The following is a 19213-nucleotide window of genomic DNA, read 5'->3' as shown; positions in this document are numbered from 1 at the left end:
GGAGCGGCGCCCGGATCAGACGGCCGGCGGCAGGCCGGGGCGCGGCTCGGAGCGCGCGAACGCGGAGAAGCGGATCGCCCACACCTTGCGGATGGCCTCGAGCACGATGCGCCGGGACATCTTGGACTGCCCCACCCGCCGGTCGGCGAACACGATGGGGAGCTCGGCCACGCGGAACCCGCGCCGGATGGCCCGGTACGTCAGCTCGATCTGGAAGGCGTAGCCGGAGCACTCCACCGAGGCCAGGTCGATGGCCTCCAGCACCTCGCGGCGGAAGCACTTGAAGCCGCCGGTGAGGTCGCGGACGCGCACGCCCAGGATGGTGCGGGCGTAGAGGCTGCCGCCGCGCGAGATGATCTTCCGCCCCAGCCCCCAGTTCACGGTGCCGCCCCCCGGCACGTAGCGGGAGCCGAGCACCAGGTCGGCGTCCGCGGCGCGGGCCAGCAGGGCGGGCAGGTACCTCGGGTCGTGCGAGAAGTCCGCGTCCATCTCCAGCACGAGGTCGTAGCCGCGCTCCAGCGCCCAGGCGAAGCCGGCCAGGTACGCCCTGCCCAGCCCCTCCTTGCCGGCGCGGTGGAGCACGTGCACGCGCGGGTCGCGCGCGGCGAAGGCGTCGGCCAGCTGGCCGGTCCCGTCGGGCGAGTTGTCGTCGATGACCAGCACCTCGACCGACGGCGCGGCCTCGAGGATCGCGCGGAGGATCGGCTCGAGGTTGTCCCGCTCCTCGTAGGTCGGCAGGCACACCAGCGCGCGCCCTTGCGTCATCGCATCACCCCCAGCACCTCTTCGGCGACCCGGAGCGGCGCGCCCGGCTCGCCCAGCGACGCCCGCACCTCGCGGAGCGCCGCGATCTGCGCCTCCCGCGCGGCGCGGTCGCCGAGCAGGCGCTCCACCTCCGCCGCCATCCGCTCGGGGCTCGCGTCCCGCTGCAGCAGCTCCGGGACGATCCCCCTCCCTGCCAGGATGTTCACCAGCGCCACGTGCGCAATCTTCACCAGCATCCGCGCGACCGCGTAGGACAGCCAGGACAGCTTGTAGACCACCACCATGGGCCGGAGCATCAGCCCCGCCTCCAGCGTGGCGGTGCCGCTCTTCACCAGCGCCGCGTCGCTCGCGCCGACCACCTCCTCGGTGCGGCCGTCCACCAGGCGCACCTCCAGCGTGCGGTGGGCCGCGAGGTACGGCTCGAGCGCGGCGCGGTCCAGCGTGGGCGCCACCGGGACCACGAACTGCGCGTCGGGGTGGGCCGCGCGAAGCCGCTCGGCGGCCTCGAGCATGGGAGGGAGCAGCCGCTTCAGCTCCGAGGGCCGGCTGCCGGGCACCATGGCGATGGTGGTCCGGGAGGCGGGGAGGCCCAGCGCCGAGCGGTAGGCCTCCGGGGGCGCGGGCGGCGGCCGCTCGGCGAACGGGTGGCCGACGAAGCGCGCCGACACGCCGGTGCCCTCGTAGAAGCGCTCCTCGAACGGGAGGATGCAGAGCATCCGGTCCACCACGCGCGCGATCTGCTTGGCGCGGCCCTGCCGCCACGCCCAGATGGTCGGCGACACGTAGTAGACGACCGGGATCCCGAGCTTCTTGAGGCGCGCGGCGAGCCGGAGGTTGAAGTCCGGCAGGTCCACCAGGAGCGCGGCCCGGGGTCGGCGCTCGGCGGCGGCGCGGCCGAGCATCCGCAGGATCCCGAGGATCCGCGGGATGCGGGGCAGCACCTCGGCCAGGCCCATCACCGAGATGTCCTCGGCCGGCGCGAGCGCCTCGAGCCCCGCCTCGCGCAGCCGCGGCCCGCCCACCCCGAAGGCGGTGAGCCCGGGGCGCAGGCGCTGCAGCTCGTGGAGGGTCCGGGCCGCGTGAAGGTCCGCGCTGGCCTCGCCCGCCACGATCAGGATCCGGTCCGTCAAGCGCGGGCTATATAGCACGCCGCCCCTGGACGGTCTGGCCCCGGAGGCCGATCCGTGATGTGCTGTCGCACATGGATGGGGGAACCGCCGGCGCGCGGGGGCGCGAGGTGGGGTGGCTCGGGGCCACGCTGGGCGCGCTGCTGCTCGCGCTCCTGCTCGAGCACTACGTCATCCACGAGCAGATGATCCTGCCGTGGATCGCGGTGTCGCCCGAGGTGCCGCCCTGGATGCTCGGCGCCCAGGTCGTCCCGGAGATCATCGTCTGCTTCCTGTTCGGCTGGCGCCTGCGCGGCCTGGGCTGGATCGTGATCTACGGCGCGGCCGCCGCGGCGATGCGCCAGTCGTTCTACGCGTTCCTGACCCGCATCGCGGCGAGCGGCCACCCGGAGACGCTGTTCGGCCCGCCCTCCGAGTTCGCGCGGACCGCGCCGCTGGTGGCCGTGATGTACTTCCTGGCGTTCGGGCTCGCCTCGATGGGCGCCCGCGAGCCCGGTCCCCTCCCCGGCGCGCGCTCCCGACCGTAGGCGGCGCGCCTCGGGGCGGGCCCCTCACCGGCGGCAGCGCTCCATGCAGTGCACCAGGCCGCGCAGGTTCTCCTCCGCGATGCGGTAGCGCGCGAACCCGCCGTCGCGCGCGGCCGCGACCAGGCCGTGATCGCGCAGCACGCGGAGCTGCTGGGAGACGATGACCGGATCGGCGCCGAGCCGCCCGGCCAGGCCGCCGACGGTCTCGTCCCCCTGGCAGAGCAGGGCCACGAGCCGCAGGCGCAGCGGGTGGGCGACGGCCTTCAGCACCGCGGCGACGCGCTCGGCGCGCGCGGGGTCGGCGAAGACGGGAAGCGGCGGGGGTGCGGACACCGCCCGACTCTATCGGCAGCCCCGCCCGGGAAGGGCGCGGCGAGGTGCCGCGCCGGCCGGCCCCGGGACGTGTCCGCTACCCGCAGCCGCCGGAGATCTTCTTCTTCGCGCCCCCCGCCTTCGGCTTTCCGCCGGCCTTCAGCAGATCCGGCCGGAAGTCGAGCCGCGCCAGCGTCTGGAGCGCCTCGAGGCCCGGCGCCACGCGGTCGGCGCCCGGCGACGCCAGGGCGGCCTGCGCCGTCGCCAGCGCCTCGGCGTAGCCCGCGGGCGGCGCGCCCTCGGCGAACAGCGGCACCGGCAGCGCCAGCGCCAGGTACCAGGCGCGCGCACCGTCCACGAGGTAGTGGACCCGCGCGCCGGCGTCGGCGCGCCGCGCCTCCTGCACGAGCCGGAGCGCGACGTCGTCCTTGCCGGCGTAGACGAGCGTGAACGGCCGGCCGCGGGCGCGGGCCAGGACGTCCTCGGCGGACGCGCCCGGCAGGCTCTCCGCGCCGGGGAGGTGGTAGCGGGCGTAGGCGTCGGCGGGGCGCACGTCCAGCACCGCCGCCCGCCCCGCCGCCTGGACCACGCCGGCGGCGGCCTTCCACACGTCGAGCGCGGCGTCCGCCGGCGGCGGCGTCAGGTCGGGCGGGAGCTCGGCGCGGGCCGAGTGCCCGGTGGCGAGCGCCAGCACGAGGTAGGCGGCGGCCGCGCCGACGAGCGCGGCGGCCCCGGTCCGGTTCGTGATCCTCACGGCGCCCTCCTCTCCGCGGCGGCGGCGCCGGCCGGCACCGACTGCGGCCCCTGCCCCGCCGGCGCGGCGCGGCGGTTCACCCGCCGCTCGATGCGGCCCACCGCCCAGAACGCGCCCACCGCGAACAGCGCCACGGCGAACACCACCACGCCGGACGGGAGGCGCAGCCACTCGTGCAGCAGCACCCGGCCGCGCCCGCCGGCGTCGGCGAGCGGCGCGAACGTGTCGGCGCCGAGCGTGTAGACCAGCGTGCCGACGAGCAGGCCGCCGATGAACAGCAGCGCGTCGAGCTTGCCCGAGACCGCCCCGACCAGCGAGGTGCCCGGGCAGTAGCCGCCCACGATGAAGCCGGCGCCGACCAGGAGCCCGCCCACCGCCTGGGCGGCGGGGAACGTGTCGAGGATGCCGAGCGTGGAGATCGGCACGAGCCCGGCGAGGTCGAGGAAGTAGACGCCGATCATCGCCGTGACGATGGCGGTGAACATCACCCGCAGCACGCGGAAGTCGCGGCCGTAGAAGATGGCGGCGAGGTTGCGGGCGGTGCCGAAGCCGGCGCGCTCCAGCGCGAAGCCGAAGCCCATGCCCACCAGCACCGAGACGATCATCTCGACCGGGTGGGAGAACCGGAGGACGACGGAGAGAGGGCCTTCCACGGCGTGCCTCCTAGATCCACTGGCGGCGGACGAACCACGCGAGGGCGTAGGCGCCGCCGAAGACGCAGAACATGAACAGCCAGCTCCCCAGCGCGAGCTGCGCGCCGCCGGTGAGCGCCTGGCCGCTGGTGCAGCCGCGGGCGAGCTGCGCCCCGAAGCCGGCCAGCGCCCCGCCCGCCCCCGCCAGCACCCAGCGCCAGCGCCGGTCGGCCCGCGGGCCCATCACCGTCTCGGCCTTGAAGCGCCGCGCGGTGATCACGGCGACCGCGCCGCCGAGCAGCGTGCCGGCGGTGAGCCAGACGATCCAGTCGTCCATCGAGGCGCGCGACGGATCGGCGAAGAACCGGCCCACGCTGACGTTCTCCTCGGTCCAGGTCGGCGACACGGCGTGCAGCCCGGCCGCCACCACGTGCTTGAACGACCCGCTCGCGCCCAGGCCGCGCCCGGTCAGCACGAAGCTGCCGAGGAGCACCAGGCCCAGCAGGAAGCCGGCCTTGTACGGGTTCCAGTACGGTCGCTGCTCCACGTCACTCCTCCTTCGCGTCCGCGGCGCCAGGCGCCCCGGGGTGCGGCTCGTTCGCGGCCCTCGCCACCCACTTCGCGCTGTGGCGGGCCGCGTGGGCGAGGTCGATCCGGCCGGTGATCATCGAGCGCAGCGCCGGGCGCTCGTCGGCGATGACCACCGCCATGGTGAGGTGCACCGCCAGGCCGGCGGCCACGAGCGCGATGGCGAGCCCGTGCACCACGACCGCGGCCGAGACCACCGGCGCCGGCCCGAGGTGGAACGTCATCACCAGGCCGCTCGCGACGATGGTCGCGGTGGCGATCAGCACGAGCACCGCGAACAGCTTCTGGCCGGCGTTGTACTTGTCCTGCGGCGGCAGCGGGCCGCGCCACGCGCCCGCCAGGGCGAGCGGCTTCCGGACGAGCCAGGCGAGGTCGTCGCGGGTCACCCGCACGTCCTCCCAGACGTGGCGCAGGCCGCCCTTGAACAGCAGGAACAGCGGGATCACCACCGCGGCCCAGGCCAGCCCCCACACCACGTGGAGCCGGAGGAGCGAGGCCCGCCCGCCCAGCGCCCCGGCGATGGCGTCGGCGACCGCGGGCCCGAGGAGCGCGAAGCGCGCCGCGGAGAGCAGGCCGGCGCCGGAGACGAGCAGCGCGATCCAGGAGAGCGCGTTCAGCCAGTGGAGCGCGCGCAGGCCCGCCGGGTGGCGGTGCAGCGTGCGCGGCGGGGGCGGCGGCAGCGCGCACGCGCCCTCGGCCTCCTCGCGGCGCACGCGGTCCACGCGCGCCTTCAGGTTCACCAGCAGGCCCCCGCCGATCGAGAGCGCGCCGAGGCCGGGGACCACCGCGCGCGTCAGCGGCCGGGCCGCGCCGTCCCAGGCCGAGGTCAGCCAGCCGGTCCGCGGCGGCCGGGCGATCCCCTGGGCGAGCACGAGGTCGCGCGGGCGGTCGCCGGCGTAGAGCGTGCGCGGGCGCACGTCGATCCCGGGCACCGCCAGCGGGCGCGCGCCCCGCGCCGCGGCGGCGACGGACACGGCCGAACCGGGGTCGTCGAGGTCGCCGAAGACGCGGCACTCGGCCGGGCAGGTCTCGACGCAGGCCGGCTGCTCGCCGCGCGCCACGAACGGCGCGCAGAGGTTGCACTTCTCGACCACCTTCTTCACCGGGTCCACGTGCCGGGCGCCGTACGGGCAGGCCGCGACGCAGTTGCCGCAGCCGATGCACACGTCGGCGTCCACCACCACCACGCCGTTCGCGTCCACGGACGTCGCGCCGGTCGGGCAGTCCACCGTGCACGGGTGCGCCTCGCACTGCATGCACGTGCCCGGGTAGAACGTGACGGCGAGGTCGCCGCCGGCGCGCGTGCCGGTCTCGAAGGTGTGGACCCAGTCGCGCGCCGCGCCGGGGCCGGAGTCCCACTGCTCCTTGCAGGCCGAGACGCAGGCCTTGCAGCCGACGCACAGGTCGAGGTCGATCAGCAGGGCGTGGCGGGCCATCACGCCACCTCCGCCGCGCGGCGCACCGTGACGAGCTGCGTGCGCATGCCGGTCGAGCCGCTGATCGGGTCCACGGCGTAGTCGTCGATCACGGCCGTGTCGTCGCCGCCCCGCCCGCGGGCGCGGTGGAGCCGGTGGGCCCAGTGGCCGAAGCCGTGGACCATGTACACGGCGCCGTCCGGCATCCGCTCGGTGACGTGCAAGGGCAGCGGCCCGGTCTCGCCGCCGTGGGCGTTCCCGACCATCACGCGCTCCCCGGCCGCGAGCCCCAGCGCGGCCGCGTCCCCCGGGCTCATCCAGAGCGTGTTCTCCGGCTCGAGGTCGAACAGGATGGGGTTGTTCTGCGTGCGGCCGAACGTGTGGAGCGGGCTGCGGCCGTAGAGCAGCCGGAAGCGCCCGGGCGGCGGCGGCGGCGGGCCCTTCCAGACCGGGAGCGGATCGAAGCCCGCGTCGGCGAGCCGCTGCGACCAGAGCTCGACCTTCCCGGACGGCGTGTGGAACCGGTAGTCCTCGCCGTCGCCGAGGTAGAGCGGCGTCTTGCGCGGGACGAGCGCGATCCCGTCGCGCTTCAGCGCGTCGAGCGACAGCCCCGCAGAGGCGAGCCGGACCTCGAGGTAGTCCTCGAACGTCGCCCAGGGGAAGAAGTCGCCCACGCCGAGCGCGGTCCCCAGCTCCTTCGCGATGCGCCACGCCGGGCGCGTGTCGTGCGGCGAGGCCACCGCCGGCTGGCGCAGGCCCACGTACGGCGTGCGCGTGAAGCCGAGCGAGAGGTCGTCGTAGCGCTCGAGGTAGGTGTCCTCCGGGAGCAGCACGTCGGCGTACTGGGTGATCTCGGTGGGCGCGACGTCGCAGACCACCAGCAGGTCGAGGTTCGCGATCGCCTCGCGCGTCTCGCGCACGTTGGGCATCGCCTGCACGAGGTTGGTCCCGTGCACGAACCAGCCCTTCACCGGGTACGGCTTGCCGGTGCGGGTGGCGTCGCGGATGCCGTTGGTGGTGACCTCCTCCGCGAACGGGAACCGGCCGGCGGCCTGGTCCACGTTGCGGGGCAGGTCGGGGAAGTCCGGCGTGGGGTAGTCGCCCACCGCGGCGCGCTCGGTCCGGTAGGTGGAGCCGGGCCGCCACCACGCGCCGAGCAGCGCGGAGAGGATGGCCTGGGCGCGGGCGCGCTGGGTGTCCTCCTCGCCGTACCAGGCGGTGTGCCGGCCCGGGTGGACGACCACCGCCGGCATGGCCTTCACCATGAGGCGATACGCGTCCACGATCCGCTGCGCCGGCACGCCGGCGCGCTCCGCCGCCCAGGCCGGGTCGAACGGCGCCACGTGCGCCGCCAGCCGGTCGAAGCCGGTGGTGCGCGCCTCCACGAAGGCGCGATCGTACGTCCGCTCGGCCACGAGGAGGTGCAGCCAGGCCAGGATCACCGCGGTGTCGCCGCCCGGGCGGATGGGGAGCCACACGTCGGCCCTGGAGGCGACGGTGGAGAGGCGCGGGTCCAGCACCACCAGCGACGCGCCGCGGGCGCGCGCCTTCACCAGCTCCTGCACCTGGCCGTTGTGCGCGTTCTCGCCGAGGTGCGAGCCGAACAGCACCACGGCGCGCGCGTTCTCGAGGTCGATGGGCTCGGGCGAAACCAGCTTCTCGCCGAAGGTGAGCTGGTAGCCGACGTTGCGGGCCCCCTTGCACTGTGCGTACGAGGGGCCCGCGTAGTTCGGCGAGCCGTACGCCACCAGCAGCTGCCGGAGCAGGGGCCCGCCGCTGCCGTGGTAGAACAGCGCGAGCGCCTCGGCGCCGTGGCGCGCCTTGATGGCGCGGAAGCCCTGCGCGATCACCTGGTACGCCTCGTTCCAGCCGGCGCGCCGGAACTTCCCCTCGCCGCGCGCGCCGGTCCGGATCATCGGGTGCGTGAGCCGGTCCCCGTCCACCACCGAGGCGGCCCCGGCCTGCCCGCGACCGCACAGTTTGCCGTTCGCGTTCGGGTAGCGCGGGTGGCCGCGCAACGAGAGCACCCGGTTCTTCCGCACGCGGGCCACCGCGCCGCAGTTCCAGAAGCACAGCTCGCAGAACGTCGGGACCTCTCGCTCCGGCGGCAGCGCGTCGTCGGCCTGCGCCAGGCCGAACGCGTCCGCGCGCCCCGGCGCCGCCGCGGCGCCCGCGGCCGCGCCCGCCGCCGCCAGCTCCAGGAACGTCCTCCGCCCGATGCGCACGCCGTCCTCCGCCATCTCGCGCTCCCCGCCGGCGGCACCGCCGGCCGCTGCGATGGAGCCGCGAAGGGCCCGCGCCGATTCTCGCCCGGAATCGATTTTCTCGTGTGATTCCGCACGCACGCAGCGCTTGCGTCCGCCGGCCCGGCGCCGCAGCGCTTGCGCGCGCCCCCGCGAAAAGCTCGCGCCCACCCGGGCCTTGAGCCTGAACGTCCGTTCCGGTACGCATCCGGGATGAAGCCTCGCGCCGCCTGGAACCCGCCCAACCCGTGGGCCGCCGCCGAGATCGAGTGGGACGACGGCCCGCCGCCGGCCCGGATCACGCTGCTCGAGGACGCCACCCGCGACGTCCTCTCCCGCAACGACAGCCCGGACATCCCGTTCCGCTGGAGCGTGAACCCGTACCGCGGGTGCATGCACGCGTGCGCGTACTGCTACGCGCGGCCGACGCACGAGTACCTGGGCATGGGCGCGGGCACCGACTTCGACACGCGCATCGTGGTGAAGCGGCGCGCGCCGGAGCTGCTCCGCGCCGCGTTCGACCGGCCCGGCTGGAAGGGCGAGGAGGTGGCGTTCTCCGGCGGGACCGACGCGTGGCAGCCGATCGAGGCGGAGCTGCGGCTCACGCGCGGCTGCCTGGAGGTGTGCGCCGCGTACCGGAACCCGATCCGCGTGGTCACCAAGTCGGCGCTGCTGGAGCGCGATCTCGACCTGCTCCAGGAGCTGGCGCGGTCCTCGCGCGTGCTCGTCTCGGTGAGCCTGCCGTTCCTGGACCCGGCGCTGGCGCGCGCGCTGGAGCCGTGGGCGCCCTCCCCCGCGCGGCGGCTGCGCCTCATCGAGCGGCTCGCGCGCGCGGGGCTCTCGCCCGGCGTCCTGGTGGCCCCGGCGATCCCCGGGCTCGACGACCAGGTCCCCAGGGTCCTGGCGGCGGCGCGGGAGGCTGGCGCCGAGCGCGCCGCGTGGGTGCTGCTGCGCCTCCCCGGATCGGTGGCGCCGGTCTTCGAGCAGCGGCTGCGGGCGGCGCTCCCCGAGGCCGCCGCGCGCGTGATGCACCTGGTGCGCGAGACGCGCGAGGGCCGCGCGTACGACGGGGCCTTCTCCACCCGCCGCCGCGGCACCGGGGCCTACGCGGCGCTCGTCGCGCAGGTGTTCGCGCGCCACGCCTCCCGCCTCGGGCTGGACCGCCCCGAGCCGGGGCTCGACGGGCCGTCCCCATTCCGGCGTCCCGGCACCGGGGGACAGCTGGGGCTCTTTGACCCAACGTGAAGACCCGAACCCCTCCCAGGCGGGTGACTTTCTCGGGATCTCCCGCTAGACAGGGCTCGTGCGGATCGGGACCCAGGCCGGTGGGGAGAGGCCCCTCGCCTCCCCGGCGGGCACGGCGCCGGCGCACGGCTCGCGGTGGTGGCGCGGCCGGACCGCCTGGTCGCCGGGCCGCATCGTGGCGGCCTACGCCCTCGTCAGCCTGCTCTGGATCGCGTTCTCCGACGCGCTGCTGGTCCACCTCGTGCCGGATCCGGTGCTGCGCGCCCGCGCGCAGACCGTCAAGGGCGCGTTCTTCGTGGTGGTCACCTCCGCGCTGCTGCTCGAGCTGATCCGGCGCGGCGACCTGGGGCTGCGCACGCTCGGCGCCGAGGTGCGCGCGACCGTGGACAGCATGGTGGACGCGGTGCTCCTGGTGGACGAGGAGGGTCGCATCGTCGAGACCAACCGCGCGGCCGTCGAGCTGCTCGGAGTCGCCGCGAAGGAGGACCTGCTCGTCCCGCTCCGCGACTGGGGACGGCGCTTCGACCTCCGGTACCTGGACGGCACCCCCGTGCCCTACGACCGCTACGCGGCGGTGCGGGCGCTCGCCGGCGAGCGCATCAAGGCCTACGACGCGATGGCGCGGCGGGCCGACGGCACCGACGTGTACTTCAGCGTCTCGGCCGCGCCGGTGGAGGGCGCCGGGCACCGCCGGCTGGCGGTGGCGGTGCTGCGCGACGTCACCGCCGCCCGGCGGCTCGACGAGATGCGCGAGGAGTTCCTCGCGACCGCCGCGCACGAGTTCAAGACGCCGCTCGCGGTGGTGAAGGCCTACGCGCAGCTCATGCAGAAGCGCGCGCCGGGGGATCCGGGGCTGACGGTGATCCAGCGCCAGGTGGACCGCCTCAACCGCCTCGTGCAGCACCTGCTCGACACCTCGCGCCTGCGCCTGCAGCCCGGCGAGGGGCGCCGCGACACCTTCGACGTGTCGTCGCTCGTCGCCGAGGCCATCGAGGAGGCGCGCCCGTCCACGCCGGGCCACGCGCTCGAGGCGGAGGCGCCCGCGCCGGCGGTGGTCCACGCCGACCGCGAGCGGATCCTGCGCGTGCTCACCAGCCTGCTCGACAACGCCATCCGGTTCTCGCCCGCGGGCGGGCCGGTGCACGTGCGGGTGGAGACGCAGGACGGCGAGGTGGTGGTCTCGGTGGCCGACCACGGCCTGGGGATCCCGCCCGAGCGCCAGCCGCGCATCTTCGAGCGCTACTACCGCGCCCACGCCGGCACCGACCAGGACTACGGCGGCCTGGGCCTGGGGCTCGACATGAGCCGCGAGATCGTCACCCGCCACGGCGGCCGGATGTGGTTCGAGAGCGTCCCCGGCCAGGGCTCCACGTTCCACTTCAGCCTGCCGCTCGCGGCGCAGGAGGCCTCGTGAGGCGCAGCGTGCTGGTGGTGGAGGACGATCAGGACCTGTCGTCCCTCCTCGAGATGGTCCTCGCAGACGCGGGTCACCGGGTGCGCACCGCCCCCGACGGCCGGGCCGCGCTGGCGGCGGTGGCCGAGGAGATGCCCGGCGTCATCCTGCTCGACATGCGCATGCCGGTCATGAACGGGTGGGAGTTCGCCCGCGAGTTCCGCGCCCGCTACGGCCGCGCCTGCCCGATCGTGGTGGTCACCGCCGCCGAGAACGCCCGGCTGCGCGCGGAGGAGATCGGCGCCGAGGACTGGCTGGCCAAGCCGTTCGACCTCGACGACGTGCTCTACACCGTCGAGCGCCAGCTCGCCGGCGGGGACGAGGGCGGCGCGCCCACGCGCTCGCTGCACTGACGCCCGCTCACCCGCACGCCGCGGCGGCGGAGCCCGGCCGCGGCCATCCCGTTGGGTGGTCGCCTCCCCGCGCACCCGGTCCCACCGTCTGAGCGCGTGGCCGCCGGATCCAGACCCATCGCCCGCCCGGTGCCGCGGCCCTCGCGCGCCGCGGCGCTGTGGAGCTCCCCCATCGGCAAGAAGGCGCTGATGGCGGTGACCGGCCTGGTGCTGTTCGCGTACGTGGTCGGGCACCTGCTCGGCAACCTGCAGGTGTTCCAGGGGGCGGCGAAGCTCGACCGCTACGCGGAGCTGCTCCGGATCTCGCCCACGCTGCTCTGGTCGGTGCGCGCGGTGCTGCTCCTCGCGTTCCTGGTGCACGTCGCGGCGGGCCTCCAGCTCTCGGTGCTGCGGCGCGAGGCGCGGCCGGTGGACTACGCCACCTACCGGCCGGTGGCCTCCACGCCGGCGGCGCGCGGGATGATCTGGAGCGGCCTCCTCATCCTCGGCTTCGTCGTGTACCACCTGCTCGACCTGACGCTCGGCGTGGTGAACCCGGACTTCCGCCCGGGGCAGGTCTACCACAACGTCCTCGCCACCTTCGGCCGCGGGCTGGGCGTCGCGATCTACGTCGTCGCGATGATCGCGCTCGGGTTCCACCTCTGGCACGGCATGTGGTCGCTGTTCCAGTCGCTCGGCCTGGCCACGCGGCGGAGCCTGCCCGGCCTGCAGCGCTTCGCGGTGACGGTGGCGTGGCTCCTCGCGATCGGCTTCACCGCCATCCCGCTCGCCGTCGTCGTGGGCGTGGTGAGGTAGGCGCGCATGCCGCTCGACGCGAAGATCCCCGCGGGGCCGATCGAGCAGAAGTGGGAGCGCCGCAAGTACGAGCTGAAGCTGGTCAACCCCGCCAACAAGCGCCGGCACCGGATCCTGGTGGTGGGCACGGGCCTGGCGGGCGCGTCCGCGGCGGCGTCGCTCGCCGAGCTGGGCTACGAGGTCGAGACGTTCTGCTACCAGGACAGCCCGCGGCGCGCGCACTCGATCGCGGCGCAGGGCGGCATCAACGCGGCGAAGAACTACCAGAACGACGGCGACTCGGTGGCGCGGCTCTTCTACGACACCGTGAAGGGCGGCGACTTCCGCTCGCGCGAGGCGAACGTCCACCGGCTCGCCGAGCTGTCGGTGAACATCATCGACCAGTGCGCGGCGCAGGGGGTGCCGTTCGCCCGCGAGTACGGCGGCCTGCTCGCGAACCGCTCCTTCGGCGGCGCGCTGGTCTCGCGGACGTTCTACGCCCGCGGCCAGACCGGCCAGCAGCTCCTGCTCGGCGCCTACCAGGCGCTGCAGCGCCAGGTGACGGCCGGGAAGGTGGTGAGCCACCCGCGCTGCGAGATGCTGGAGCTGGTGCTGGTGGACGGGCGGGCGCGCGGCGTCGTCACCCGCGACCTCGTCACCGGCGCGGTGCGCTCGCACGCCGGCGACGCGGTGGTGCTCGCGACCGGCGGCTACGGCAACGTCTTCTACCTCTCCACCAACGCGCGCGGCTGCAACGCGACGGCGGTCTGGCGCGCCCACCGCAAGGGCGCGCTGTTCGCGAACCCCTGCTACACGCAGATCCACCCCACCTGCATCCCGCGCTCCGGCGAGTACCAGTCGAAGCTCACGCTCATGAGCGAGTCGCTCCGCAACGACGGGCGGGTCTGGGTGCCCGCCCGGCGCGGCGACGGGCGCCCGCCGGGCCAGATCCCGGACGCCGAGCGCGACTACTACCTGGAGCGGATGTACCCGACCTACGGCAACCTCGCCCCGCGCGACATCGCCTCGCGCGCGGCGAAGACGGTCTGCGACGAGGGGCGCGGCGTCGGGCCCGGCGGGCTGGGCGTCTACCTCGACTTCCGCGACGCGTTCGCGCGGCTCGGGCGGCGGGTGCTCGACGAGCGCTACGGCAACCTGTTCGAGATGTACGAGCGCATCACCGGCGACGATCCGCACGAGGTGCCGATGCGGATCTACCCCGCGGTGCACTACACGATGGGCGGGCTGTGGGTGGACTACGACCTGCAGAGCACCATCCCGGGCCTGTTCGTGCTGGGCGAGGCGAACTTCTCCGACCACGGCGCCAACCGGCTGGGCGCGAGCGCGCTCATGCAGGGGCTCGCCGACGGCTACTTCGTCGTCCCATACACGGTGGGCGACCACCTGGCGCGGGGGCAGGCGAAGGTGGACACCTCGCACGCGGCGTTCCGCGACGCGGAGCGCGAGGTGGCGGCGCGCACCGCGCGGCTGCTGTCCATCGGGGGGCGGCGCACCGCCGACGACCTGCACCGCGAGCTGGGCACGCTCCTGTGGGCCGACGCGGGGATGGCGCGCTCGCGCGCCTCGCTGGAGCACGCGCTCGCCGGGATCCCGCGCATCCGGGAGGCGTTCTGGAGCGACCTGCGGGTCCCGGGCACCGGCGAGGAGCTGAACCAGGAGCTGGAGCGCGCCGGGCGGGTGGCGGACTTCCTGGAGCTGGCGGAGCTCCTGTGCCGGGACGCGCTGCACCGCGAGGAGTCCTGCGGCGGGCACTTCCGGGTCGAGCACCAGACGCCCGACGGCGAGGCGCTCCGCGACGACGCGCGCTTCGCCTACGTCGCGGCCTGGGAGTGGAGGGGGCCGGGCGAGGCCCCGGTGCTGCACCAGGAGCCGCTCGCGTTCGAGTACGTGCCGCTCCAGCAGCGCAGCTACAAGTGAGGGGCGCGTGCGCATCGTCCTCGAGATCTGGCGGCAGCGGGACCCGTGGGCGGACGGCCGCTTCGTGCGGTACGAGGTCGGCGACGTCAACGAGCACATGTCGTTCCTGGAGATGCTCGACGTGCTCAACCAGGCGCTGGTGCGGCGCGGCGAGATGCCGGTGGCCTTCGACTCCGACTGCCGCGAGGGGATCTGCGGCACCTGCGGGTTCCTGGTGAACGGCGAGGCGCACGGGCCGCTCCGGAACGCGACCATCTGCCAGACGCACATGCGCCACTTCCACGACGGCGACGTCCTGCGGCTGGAGCCCTGGCGCGCCGCCGCGTTCCCGGTGCTCCGGGACCTGGTGGTGGACCGGGGCGCGCTCGACCGGATCGTCGCCGCCGGCGGCTACGTCTCGGTGCGGACCGGCGGCGCCCCGGACGCGAACGCCCTGCCCGTCCCGAAGACCGACGCCGACCGCGCCATGGAGGCCGCCGCGTGCATCGGCTGCGGCGCCTGCGTCGCGGCCTGCCCGAACGCCTCGGCCGCGCTGTTCACCGGGGCCAAGATCACGCACCTGTCGCTGCTGCCCCAGGGCCAGCCCGAGCGCCCGCTCCGCGTGCGCTCCATGACGGAGCAGGCGCGCGCCGAGGGCTTCGGCCACTGCACCTCGATCGGCGAGTGCGCCGCCGTCTGCCCGGCCGGGATCCAGCTCGAGGTGATCGCGCGGATGAACCGCGACTTCCTGCGCGCGGCCTTCTCCCGCGCCGCGGGCGAGCCGCTCACCGTCCTGCCGGTCACCTCGCCGATGCGCCGCTACGAGGCGCAGCCGCCCGGCGCGCGCGAGACCGCCGATCCCGCCGAGGAGCCGGCCGAGCGCTGAGCCCGGCGCTCACCCCACCCCGGCCACGATGCGCGGCGTCGGGTCCTCTGTCAGGTCGTGGTAGAGCGCGTCGTAGGAGAGGCGCATCTGCGCGAGCCCGAACTCCTCCTCCACGATGCGCCGGCCCCGCTCGCCCATGCGGCGCCGCAGCGCCGGGTCGCGCAGCAGGTCGAGGAGCCGGCGCGCCAGCGCGGCCGGCGCCCCGGGCGGCACGAGGAAGCCGTTCTGCCCCTCGCGCACCACCTCCGGCGTGCCGCCGACGCGGGTCGCCACCACCGGGAGCCGCATGGCCATGCTCTCGAGGATCGCGTTGGAGATCCCCTCCGCGTAGCTCGCCGACACGCCGGCCACCGCGCGCGCGAGCAGCGCCGGCGCGTCCAGCCGGTGGCCGAGGAAGTGGCACCGGTCCGCGATGCCGAGGCGGCGCGCCAGGCGCTCCAGCAGGGGCCGCCGCACGCCCTCGCCCACCAGCACCAGGCGCGCGTCCGGCCGGGCGCGCAGCACCTCGCGCATCGCCATCAGCAGGTCGGACTGCCCCTTCACCGGATGGTGCATGTTCGCGATGCACACCACCGCGCCGGGCTCCGGCGCCGGGTGCTCCGGCGCGCGCCGCGCCTCCCGGTCCAGCTCCTCCAGGTCCACCCCGTTGCGCACCACCGCGACCCGGTCGGCCTCCACCCCCTCGCGCACCGCGAGGTCCCGGATGCAGAGCGCGTTCACCAGCACCCGGTCGGCCACGCGCGAGGCCGCCTGCAGCAGCGGGCGGCGGTAGCCCTCGAGGTGGTGCCCCAGGTCCACCCGCGTGACGATCATCGGGACCCGCGCCAGGCGCGCCGCGAGGGCCCCGAGCACGTTGGTGTAGACGTCCTGCGCGTGGATCACCGCGATCCGCTCGGCGCGGACGAAGCGCACGATGCGCGCGAGCTGCCAGGCGGTGTTGGGGCGGATCATGCGCCCGCCGACGTCGAAGACCACCGGCCGCACGCCCGCGACCTCCAGGTCCTGCAGGTGGTCGCCGTCGAGGTGCAGCACCGCCACCACCGGCTCGAAGCGCGCGCGGTCCATCGACCGGACGTTCAGGACCGTCTGCCGCTCCTGGCCGCCGATGCGGAAGCGGTTCTGGAAGATCAGGATCCGCCGCGGCCCGGGCACGGCGTCACCAGGCCGGCGCCGGCGACGGCCGCTCCCCGGCCGCGGCGCGCACGCGGGCCAGGCGGACGGCTGCGACCGCGCAGGCGAACAGGAAGTAGAGGAACCACGAGAGCGAGTAGCCGTTGGCCATCTCGCACACCAGGTACCCGGCGAGCCCGGCGAACACCGCCCGCGCCTCGGCCCCCACCAGCGGATCGTCGCCGGCGCGCCAGGTCTGCCAGAGCAGCCAGGCCACGAAGGCCGCGAACAGGAGGAACGCGAGGATCCCGAGGTCGCCCACGATCTCGAGCAGGAGGTTGTGGGCGACGTAGCGCCGCCCGCCCGCCTCGAGCGGCGCGTACCGCGCCCAGCTCGCCAGGAACGCGCCCGCGCCGACCCCGGACAGCGGCCGCTCGTCCACGATGTTGCCGAGCACCTTCCAGGCGTGCTCGCGGCCCGCCACGGAGGCGTCGTCGCGGTAGTCGGCGATGGTGCGCGACCGCTCCCAGAACGACTGCGGCGCGAGCGCGACCACGCCCGCGAGCAGCGCCCCGGCCGCCAGCGGCCCCCGGAGCGCCGCGCCGCGGCCGCGCAGGAGGAACAGGAGCGCGGCCAGCGCCGCGGCCACCGCGCCCGAGCGCGAGTGCGTGAGCACGATGGCCGCGACCTGCGCCGCCACCACGCCCGCGAACAGCACCCGCGCCGCCGGCCGGCGGGCGCGCATCGCCCCGAGCAGCGCGAACGGCAGCACCGCCACCAGGCTCATCGCCAGCCGGTTCGGATCGCCGTACAGCCCGCGCCAGTGCGTGCGGAAGCCCTCCACCAGGTGGTCGTCGTTGGCCCAGACCCAGACGCCGCCCAGCGCCGGCCCCAGCGAGGCGAGCGCCGCCACGCGCAGGAAGCGCGCCAGGCGCGAGGGCGCGTCCAGCGCGTTCTGGATGGCGACGAAGACCACCGCCATCTTCGTGCCGTCCACGATGGCGTGGAGCGTGTCCGGGCGCGACAGCGTCCAGCCGAGCGAGAGCGGGATGAACGCGAGGTAGGCGAGCAGCAGCAGGCTGCCGCCCCCGCCCAGCCGGATGCGCTCGCCCGAGGAGAGCCGGTGCGCCACCACCGCCGCGGCGCAGAGCGCCATCGTGACGAACCCCAGGCGCAGCCGCTCGAGCTCCGGCCACCAGTACATCGGGCTCGAGTACAGCATCGCCACGAACCCGAGCGCGGCCGCGTGCGCGGTCCGGCTCCACCGCGCGGCCGAGCGCTCCAGCCCCGCCTCCCGCGCCAGGAGCGCCGCGTCCAGCGCCGCCGCGTCCGCCCGTGCCCGCATGCCGCCCCCTAGCCCGGAACCGCCTGGATGCGCGCGGGCACCGCGCCGCGCTCGGCCGCCTCCACGTGCGCCCGCAGCTCGTCCACCTTCGCCTCCCAGCCCTCGGCCCGGACCAGCGCCGAGCGCGCCGGGTCCGGCCCGCCCGCGCGGAGCGCGCGGCCCACCGCGGCCACGAACTCCTCCGGCGTGCGGGTCACCGTGCAGCCCGGCACCTGCCGCAGCTCGGGCAGGTCGGTGCAGACGTTGGGCAGGCCGGCCGCGACGTACTCGCGCGCCTTCAGCGGGTTCGCCGCCAGCGCCAGCTCGTTGCGGCGGAACGGGGTGATGGCGACGTCGAAGCCGCGGCACCAGGCCGGCAGCTCCTGGTACGGGCGGCGGCCGAGGAGGTGGACGTTGCGGGCGCCGTCGAGCGGCGCGGTGGAGGTGATCACCTTGCCGAGCAGCACCACCGACGCCTGCGGGTACGCGTCCGCCACCTGGCGCACCAGCGGCAGGTCGATCCAGTCGGCCACCAGCCCGAAGAACCCGATCACCGGCCGGGGCAGCGCGGCGAGCGGCGCCGGCACCGGCAGCGACGGGTCGAGCGCGCGGGCGAAGTGCGCGTGGTCCACGCCGTGGCGGACCAGCACCGCCCGCGGGTTGATCAGCCGCTTCGCCGCCAGCAGCCGCTCCGACGACGCGATCACCAGGTCGGCCCGCCGGAGCAGCCGCGCCTCCAGCTCGGCCACGTGCGCGCTCGCGTCGCTGAAGGCCGAGAACTCGTCCACCACGTGGTAGACCACCAGCGCCTCGCCCAGCGTGCCCGCCACCGCGGCGGCGCTGGGCAGGAAGCTCCAGGAGATGGGCCGGCCGAACCCCAGCCGCTGCATGGCGGCGCGCACCTGGAGCCGCAGCAGCGCGCGGTTCAGGCGGCGCACCGCGGCGAGCCCGTAGGCCGGGACGTACAGCGGCGCGAGCACGTGCAGGTTGCGCTCCGGCTCGGTGAGCCCGCGGGCCGCGTCGCGCAGCTTCTTCCAGATGCGCGCGGCGTCGGCGGTGGTCGCGCGCGGGGCGCGGTTGCCGAGCGAGTTGACCCACAGCACCCGGTTGTCCCGGGCCAGGATCCGCATGATGTGCGTCTTGGAGAGCGGATCCCCATCCCAGTCGTTCGAGAAGCAGACGATGTCCCGCCCAGTGAGCGCCGCCACGCAGACAAGCTGGGTGCGCGGGGCCCCCGGCGGCGAGCATTTGAACGGGGCGGCGCCCCGCGCGACGCGCGCGACGCCGGTCACCCCGCCGCGACGCGCGAGCCGCGCGGGCCGGGGGAGCGGCCGGCCGGGCGGGCGCGCTCCTCCTCGGCGTCGGCCAGCGCGCGCCACTCGCCCGGCACGGGACGCACGAGCCCGAGCGCGGTGAACACGCCCTCGAGGTTGCAGGCGGCCAGCGCGGGGCTGTAGCCGGCCGGGCCGAGCGTGGTGTTCTCCCAGACCATCTTGCGGCGGAGCGCGAGCGGGTCGCCGCCCCGCACGTTCTCCGCGTCCTCCGTGGTCACCGCCACGTCGAACCCGAGCTCGGCCACCAGCCGCCGCACCGCCGGCGTGTGGTAGCCGTTCGGGTAGGCGAACGCGCGCGGCGGCCGGCCCAGCCGCTCCGCCAGCGCGTCCCGGCACCCCGCGATCTCGCGGCGCGCCCGGGCGGCGGGCAGGTGCGGCAGCACCGCGTGGGTGACCGTGTGGCCCCCCACCTCCACCCGCCCGCCTGGAGCGCGCGGATCTCGTCCCAGTCCAG

The 19213-nt window shown here is 75.5% G+C and carries 19 protein-coding genes; 7 read left to right on the top strand and 12 right to left on the bottom strand.

The window, feature by feature from the left end:
- Positions 1–15 precede the first annotated feature (15 nt).
- Both PSR1_RS06240 and lpxB read right to left on the bottom strand, forming a co-directional pair.
- Positions 16–765, bottom strand: coding sequence for a polyprenol monophosphomannose synthase (locus PSR1_RS06240; protein ID WP_059436760.1), 750 nt, complete (start codon positions 763–765; stop codon positions 16–18).
- Complete coding sequence (lpxB, locus tag PSR1_RS06235; RefSeq protein ID WP_059436759.1) at positions 762–1913, bottom strand: lipid-A-disaccharide synthase; 1152 nt, start codon at positions 1911–1913, stop codon at positions 762–764. The genes PSR1_RS06240 and lpxB overlap by 4 nt, the downstream gene beginning before the upstream one ends.
- A 53-nt stretch (positions 1914–1966) precedes the next feature.
- Here lpxB and PSR1_RS06230 point away from each other — a divergent pair, with 53 nt between their 5' ends.
- A complete protein-coding gene (locus PSR1_RS06230; RefSeq protein WP_059436758.1) occupies positions 1967–2419 on the top strand; it encodes a hypothetical protein in 453 nt (150 codons plus the stop codon).
- 24 nt (positions 2420–2443) lie between these two features.
- Here PSR1_RS06230 and PSR1_RS06225 read toward each other — a convergent pair whose 3' ends face one another.
- The 6 genes from PSR1_RS06225 to PSR1_RS06200 form a co-directional block, all read right to left on the bottom strand.
- The gene (locus tag PSR1_RS06225) at positions 2444–2752 is read right to left on the bottom strand and encodes a helix-turn-helix transcriptional regulator (RefSeq protein WP_059436757.1); all 309 of its coding nucleotides are present in this window, start codon (positions 2750–2752) and stop codon (positions 2444–2446) included.
- A gap of 76 nt (positions 2753–2828) precedes the next feature.
- A complete protein-coding gene (locus PSR1_RS06220) occupies positions 2829–3485 on the bottom strand; it encodes a rhodanese-like domain-containing protein (RefSeq protein WP_059436756.1) in 657 nt (218 codons plus the stop codon).
- On the bottom strand, positions 3482–4138 hold the full coding sequence (locus tag PSR1_RS06215; protein ID WP_059436755.1) for a YeeE/YedE thiosulfate transporter family protein: 657 nt from the start codon (positions 4136–4138) through the stop codon (positions 3482–3484). Before PSR1_RS06215 ends, PSR1_RS06220 begins: the two co-directional genes overlap by 4 nt.
- Before the next feature lie 10 nt (positions 4139–4148).
- Positions 4149–4664: a YeeE/YedE thiosulfate transporter family protein gene (locus PSR1_RS06210; protein ID WP_059436754.1), complete on the bottom strand. Its 516-nt coding sequence runs from the start codon at positions 4662–4664 to the stop codon at positions 4149–4151.
- 1 nt (position 4665) lies between these two features.
- Positions 4666–6141: a cytochrome b/b6 domain-containing protein gene (locus tag PSR1_RS06205; RefSeq protein ID WP_059436753.1), complete on the bottom strand. Its 1476-nt coding sequence runs from the start codon at positions 6139–6141 to the stop codon at positions 4666–4668.
- Positions 6141–8360, bottom strand: coding sequence for a molybdopterin-dependent oxidoreductase (locus PSR1_RS06200; protein WP_059436752.1), 2220 nt, complete (start codon positions 8358–8360; stop codon positions 6141–6143). Before PSR1_RS06200 ends, PSR1_RS06205 begins: the two co-directional genes overlap by 1 nt.
- A 216-nt stretch (positions 8361–8576) precedes the next feature.
- Between PSR1_RS06200 and PSR1_RS06195 the strand changes: the two genes are divergently transcribed.
- The 6 genes from PSR1_RS06195 to PSR1_RS06170 all read left to right on the top strand — a co-directional run bounded on the left by PSR1_RS06195 (position 8577) and on the right by PSR1_RS06170 (position 14991).
- Complete coding sequence (locus PSR1_RS06195; RefSeq protein ID WP_059436751.1) at positions 8577–9608, top strand: PA0069 family radical SAM protein; 1032 nt, start codon at positions 8577–8579, stop codon at positions 9606–9608.
- 58 nt (positions 9609–9666) lie between these two features.
- Entirely contained in the window at positions 9667–11022 is a 1356-nt protein-coding gene (locus PSR1_RS06190; protein WP_237757845.1) for a cell wall metabolism sensor histidine kinase WalK, read from the top strand.
- Entirely contained in the window at positions 11019–11414 is a 396-nt protein-coding gene (locus PSR1_RS06185) for a response regulator transcription factor (protein ID WP_059436750.1), read from the top strand. The genes PSR1_RS06190 and PSR1_RS06185 overlap by 4 nt, the downstream gene beginning before the upstream one ends.
- A gap of 129 nt (positions 11415–11543) precedes the next feature.
- On the top strand, positions 11544–12209 hold the full coding sequence (locus PSR1_RS06180) for a succinate dehydrogenase cytochrome b subunit (protein ID WP_059436749.1): 666 nt from the start codon (positions 11544–11546) through the stop codon (positions 12207–12209).
- Positions 12210–12215: 6 nt separating this feature from the next.
- The gene (locus PSR1_RS06175; protein WP_059436748.1) at positions 12216–14126 is read left to right on the top strand and encodes a fumarate reductase/succinate dehydrogenase flavoprotein subunit; all 1911 of its coding nucleotides are present in this window, start codon (positions 12216–12218) and stop codon (positions 14124–14126) included.
- A gap of 7 nt (positions 14127–14133) precedes the next feature.
- Entirely contained in the window at positions 14134–14991 is an 858-nt protein-coding gene (locus PSR1_RS06170; RefSeq protein ID WP_059436747.1) for a succinate dehydrogenase/fumarate reductase iron-sulfur subunit, read from the top strand.
- A gap of 9 nt (positions 14992–15000) precedes the next feature.
- On the opposite strand, the gene PSR1_RS06165 is transcribed toward PSR1_RS06170, so the two are convergent.
- The 4 genes from PSR1_RS06165 to PSR1_RS06150 form a co-directional block, all read right to left on the bottom strand.
- Positions 15001–16143: a glycosyltransferase gene (locus tag PSR1_RS06165; RefSeq protein WP_059436746.1), complete on the bottom strand. Its 1143-nt coding sequence runs from the start codon at positions 16141–16143 to the stop codon at positions 15001–15003.
- A 4-nt stretch (positions 16144–16147) separates the two neighbouring features.
- Positions 16148–17446 carry an O-antigen ligase gene (locus PSR1_RS06160; protein WP_059436745.1) on the bottom strand — a complete coding sequence of 433 codons (1299 nt, stop codon included), beginning with the start codon at positions 17444–17446 and terminating at the stop codon, positions 16148–16150.
- 8 nt (positions 17447–17454) lie between these two features.
- Positions 17455–18633, bottom strand: a complete 1179-nt coding sequence (locus PSR1_RS06155) for a glycosyltransferase (RefSeq protein ID WP_059436744.1) — start codon at positions 18631–18633, stop codon at positions 17455–17457.
- 80 nt (positions 18634–18713) lie between these two features.
- On the bottom strand, positions 18714–19213 hold a 500-nt coding region (locus tag PSR1_RS06150; protein WP_237757844.1), incomplete at its 5' end, for a polysaccharide deacetylase family protein.

The organism is Anaeromyxobacter sp. PSR-1 (assembly GCF_000964525.1).
GTDB lineage: Bacteria > Myxococcota > Myxococcia > Myxococcales > Anaeromyxobacteraceae > Anaeromyxobacter.
The sequence above is the reverse complement of the archived record's forward strand: the minus strand, read 5'-3'. Positions and strand labels throughout refer to the sequence as shown.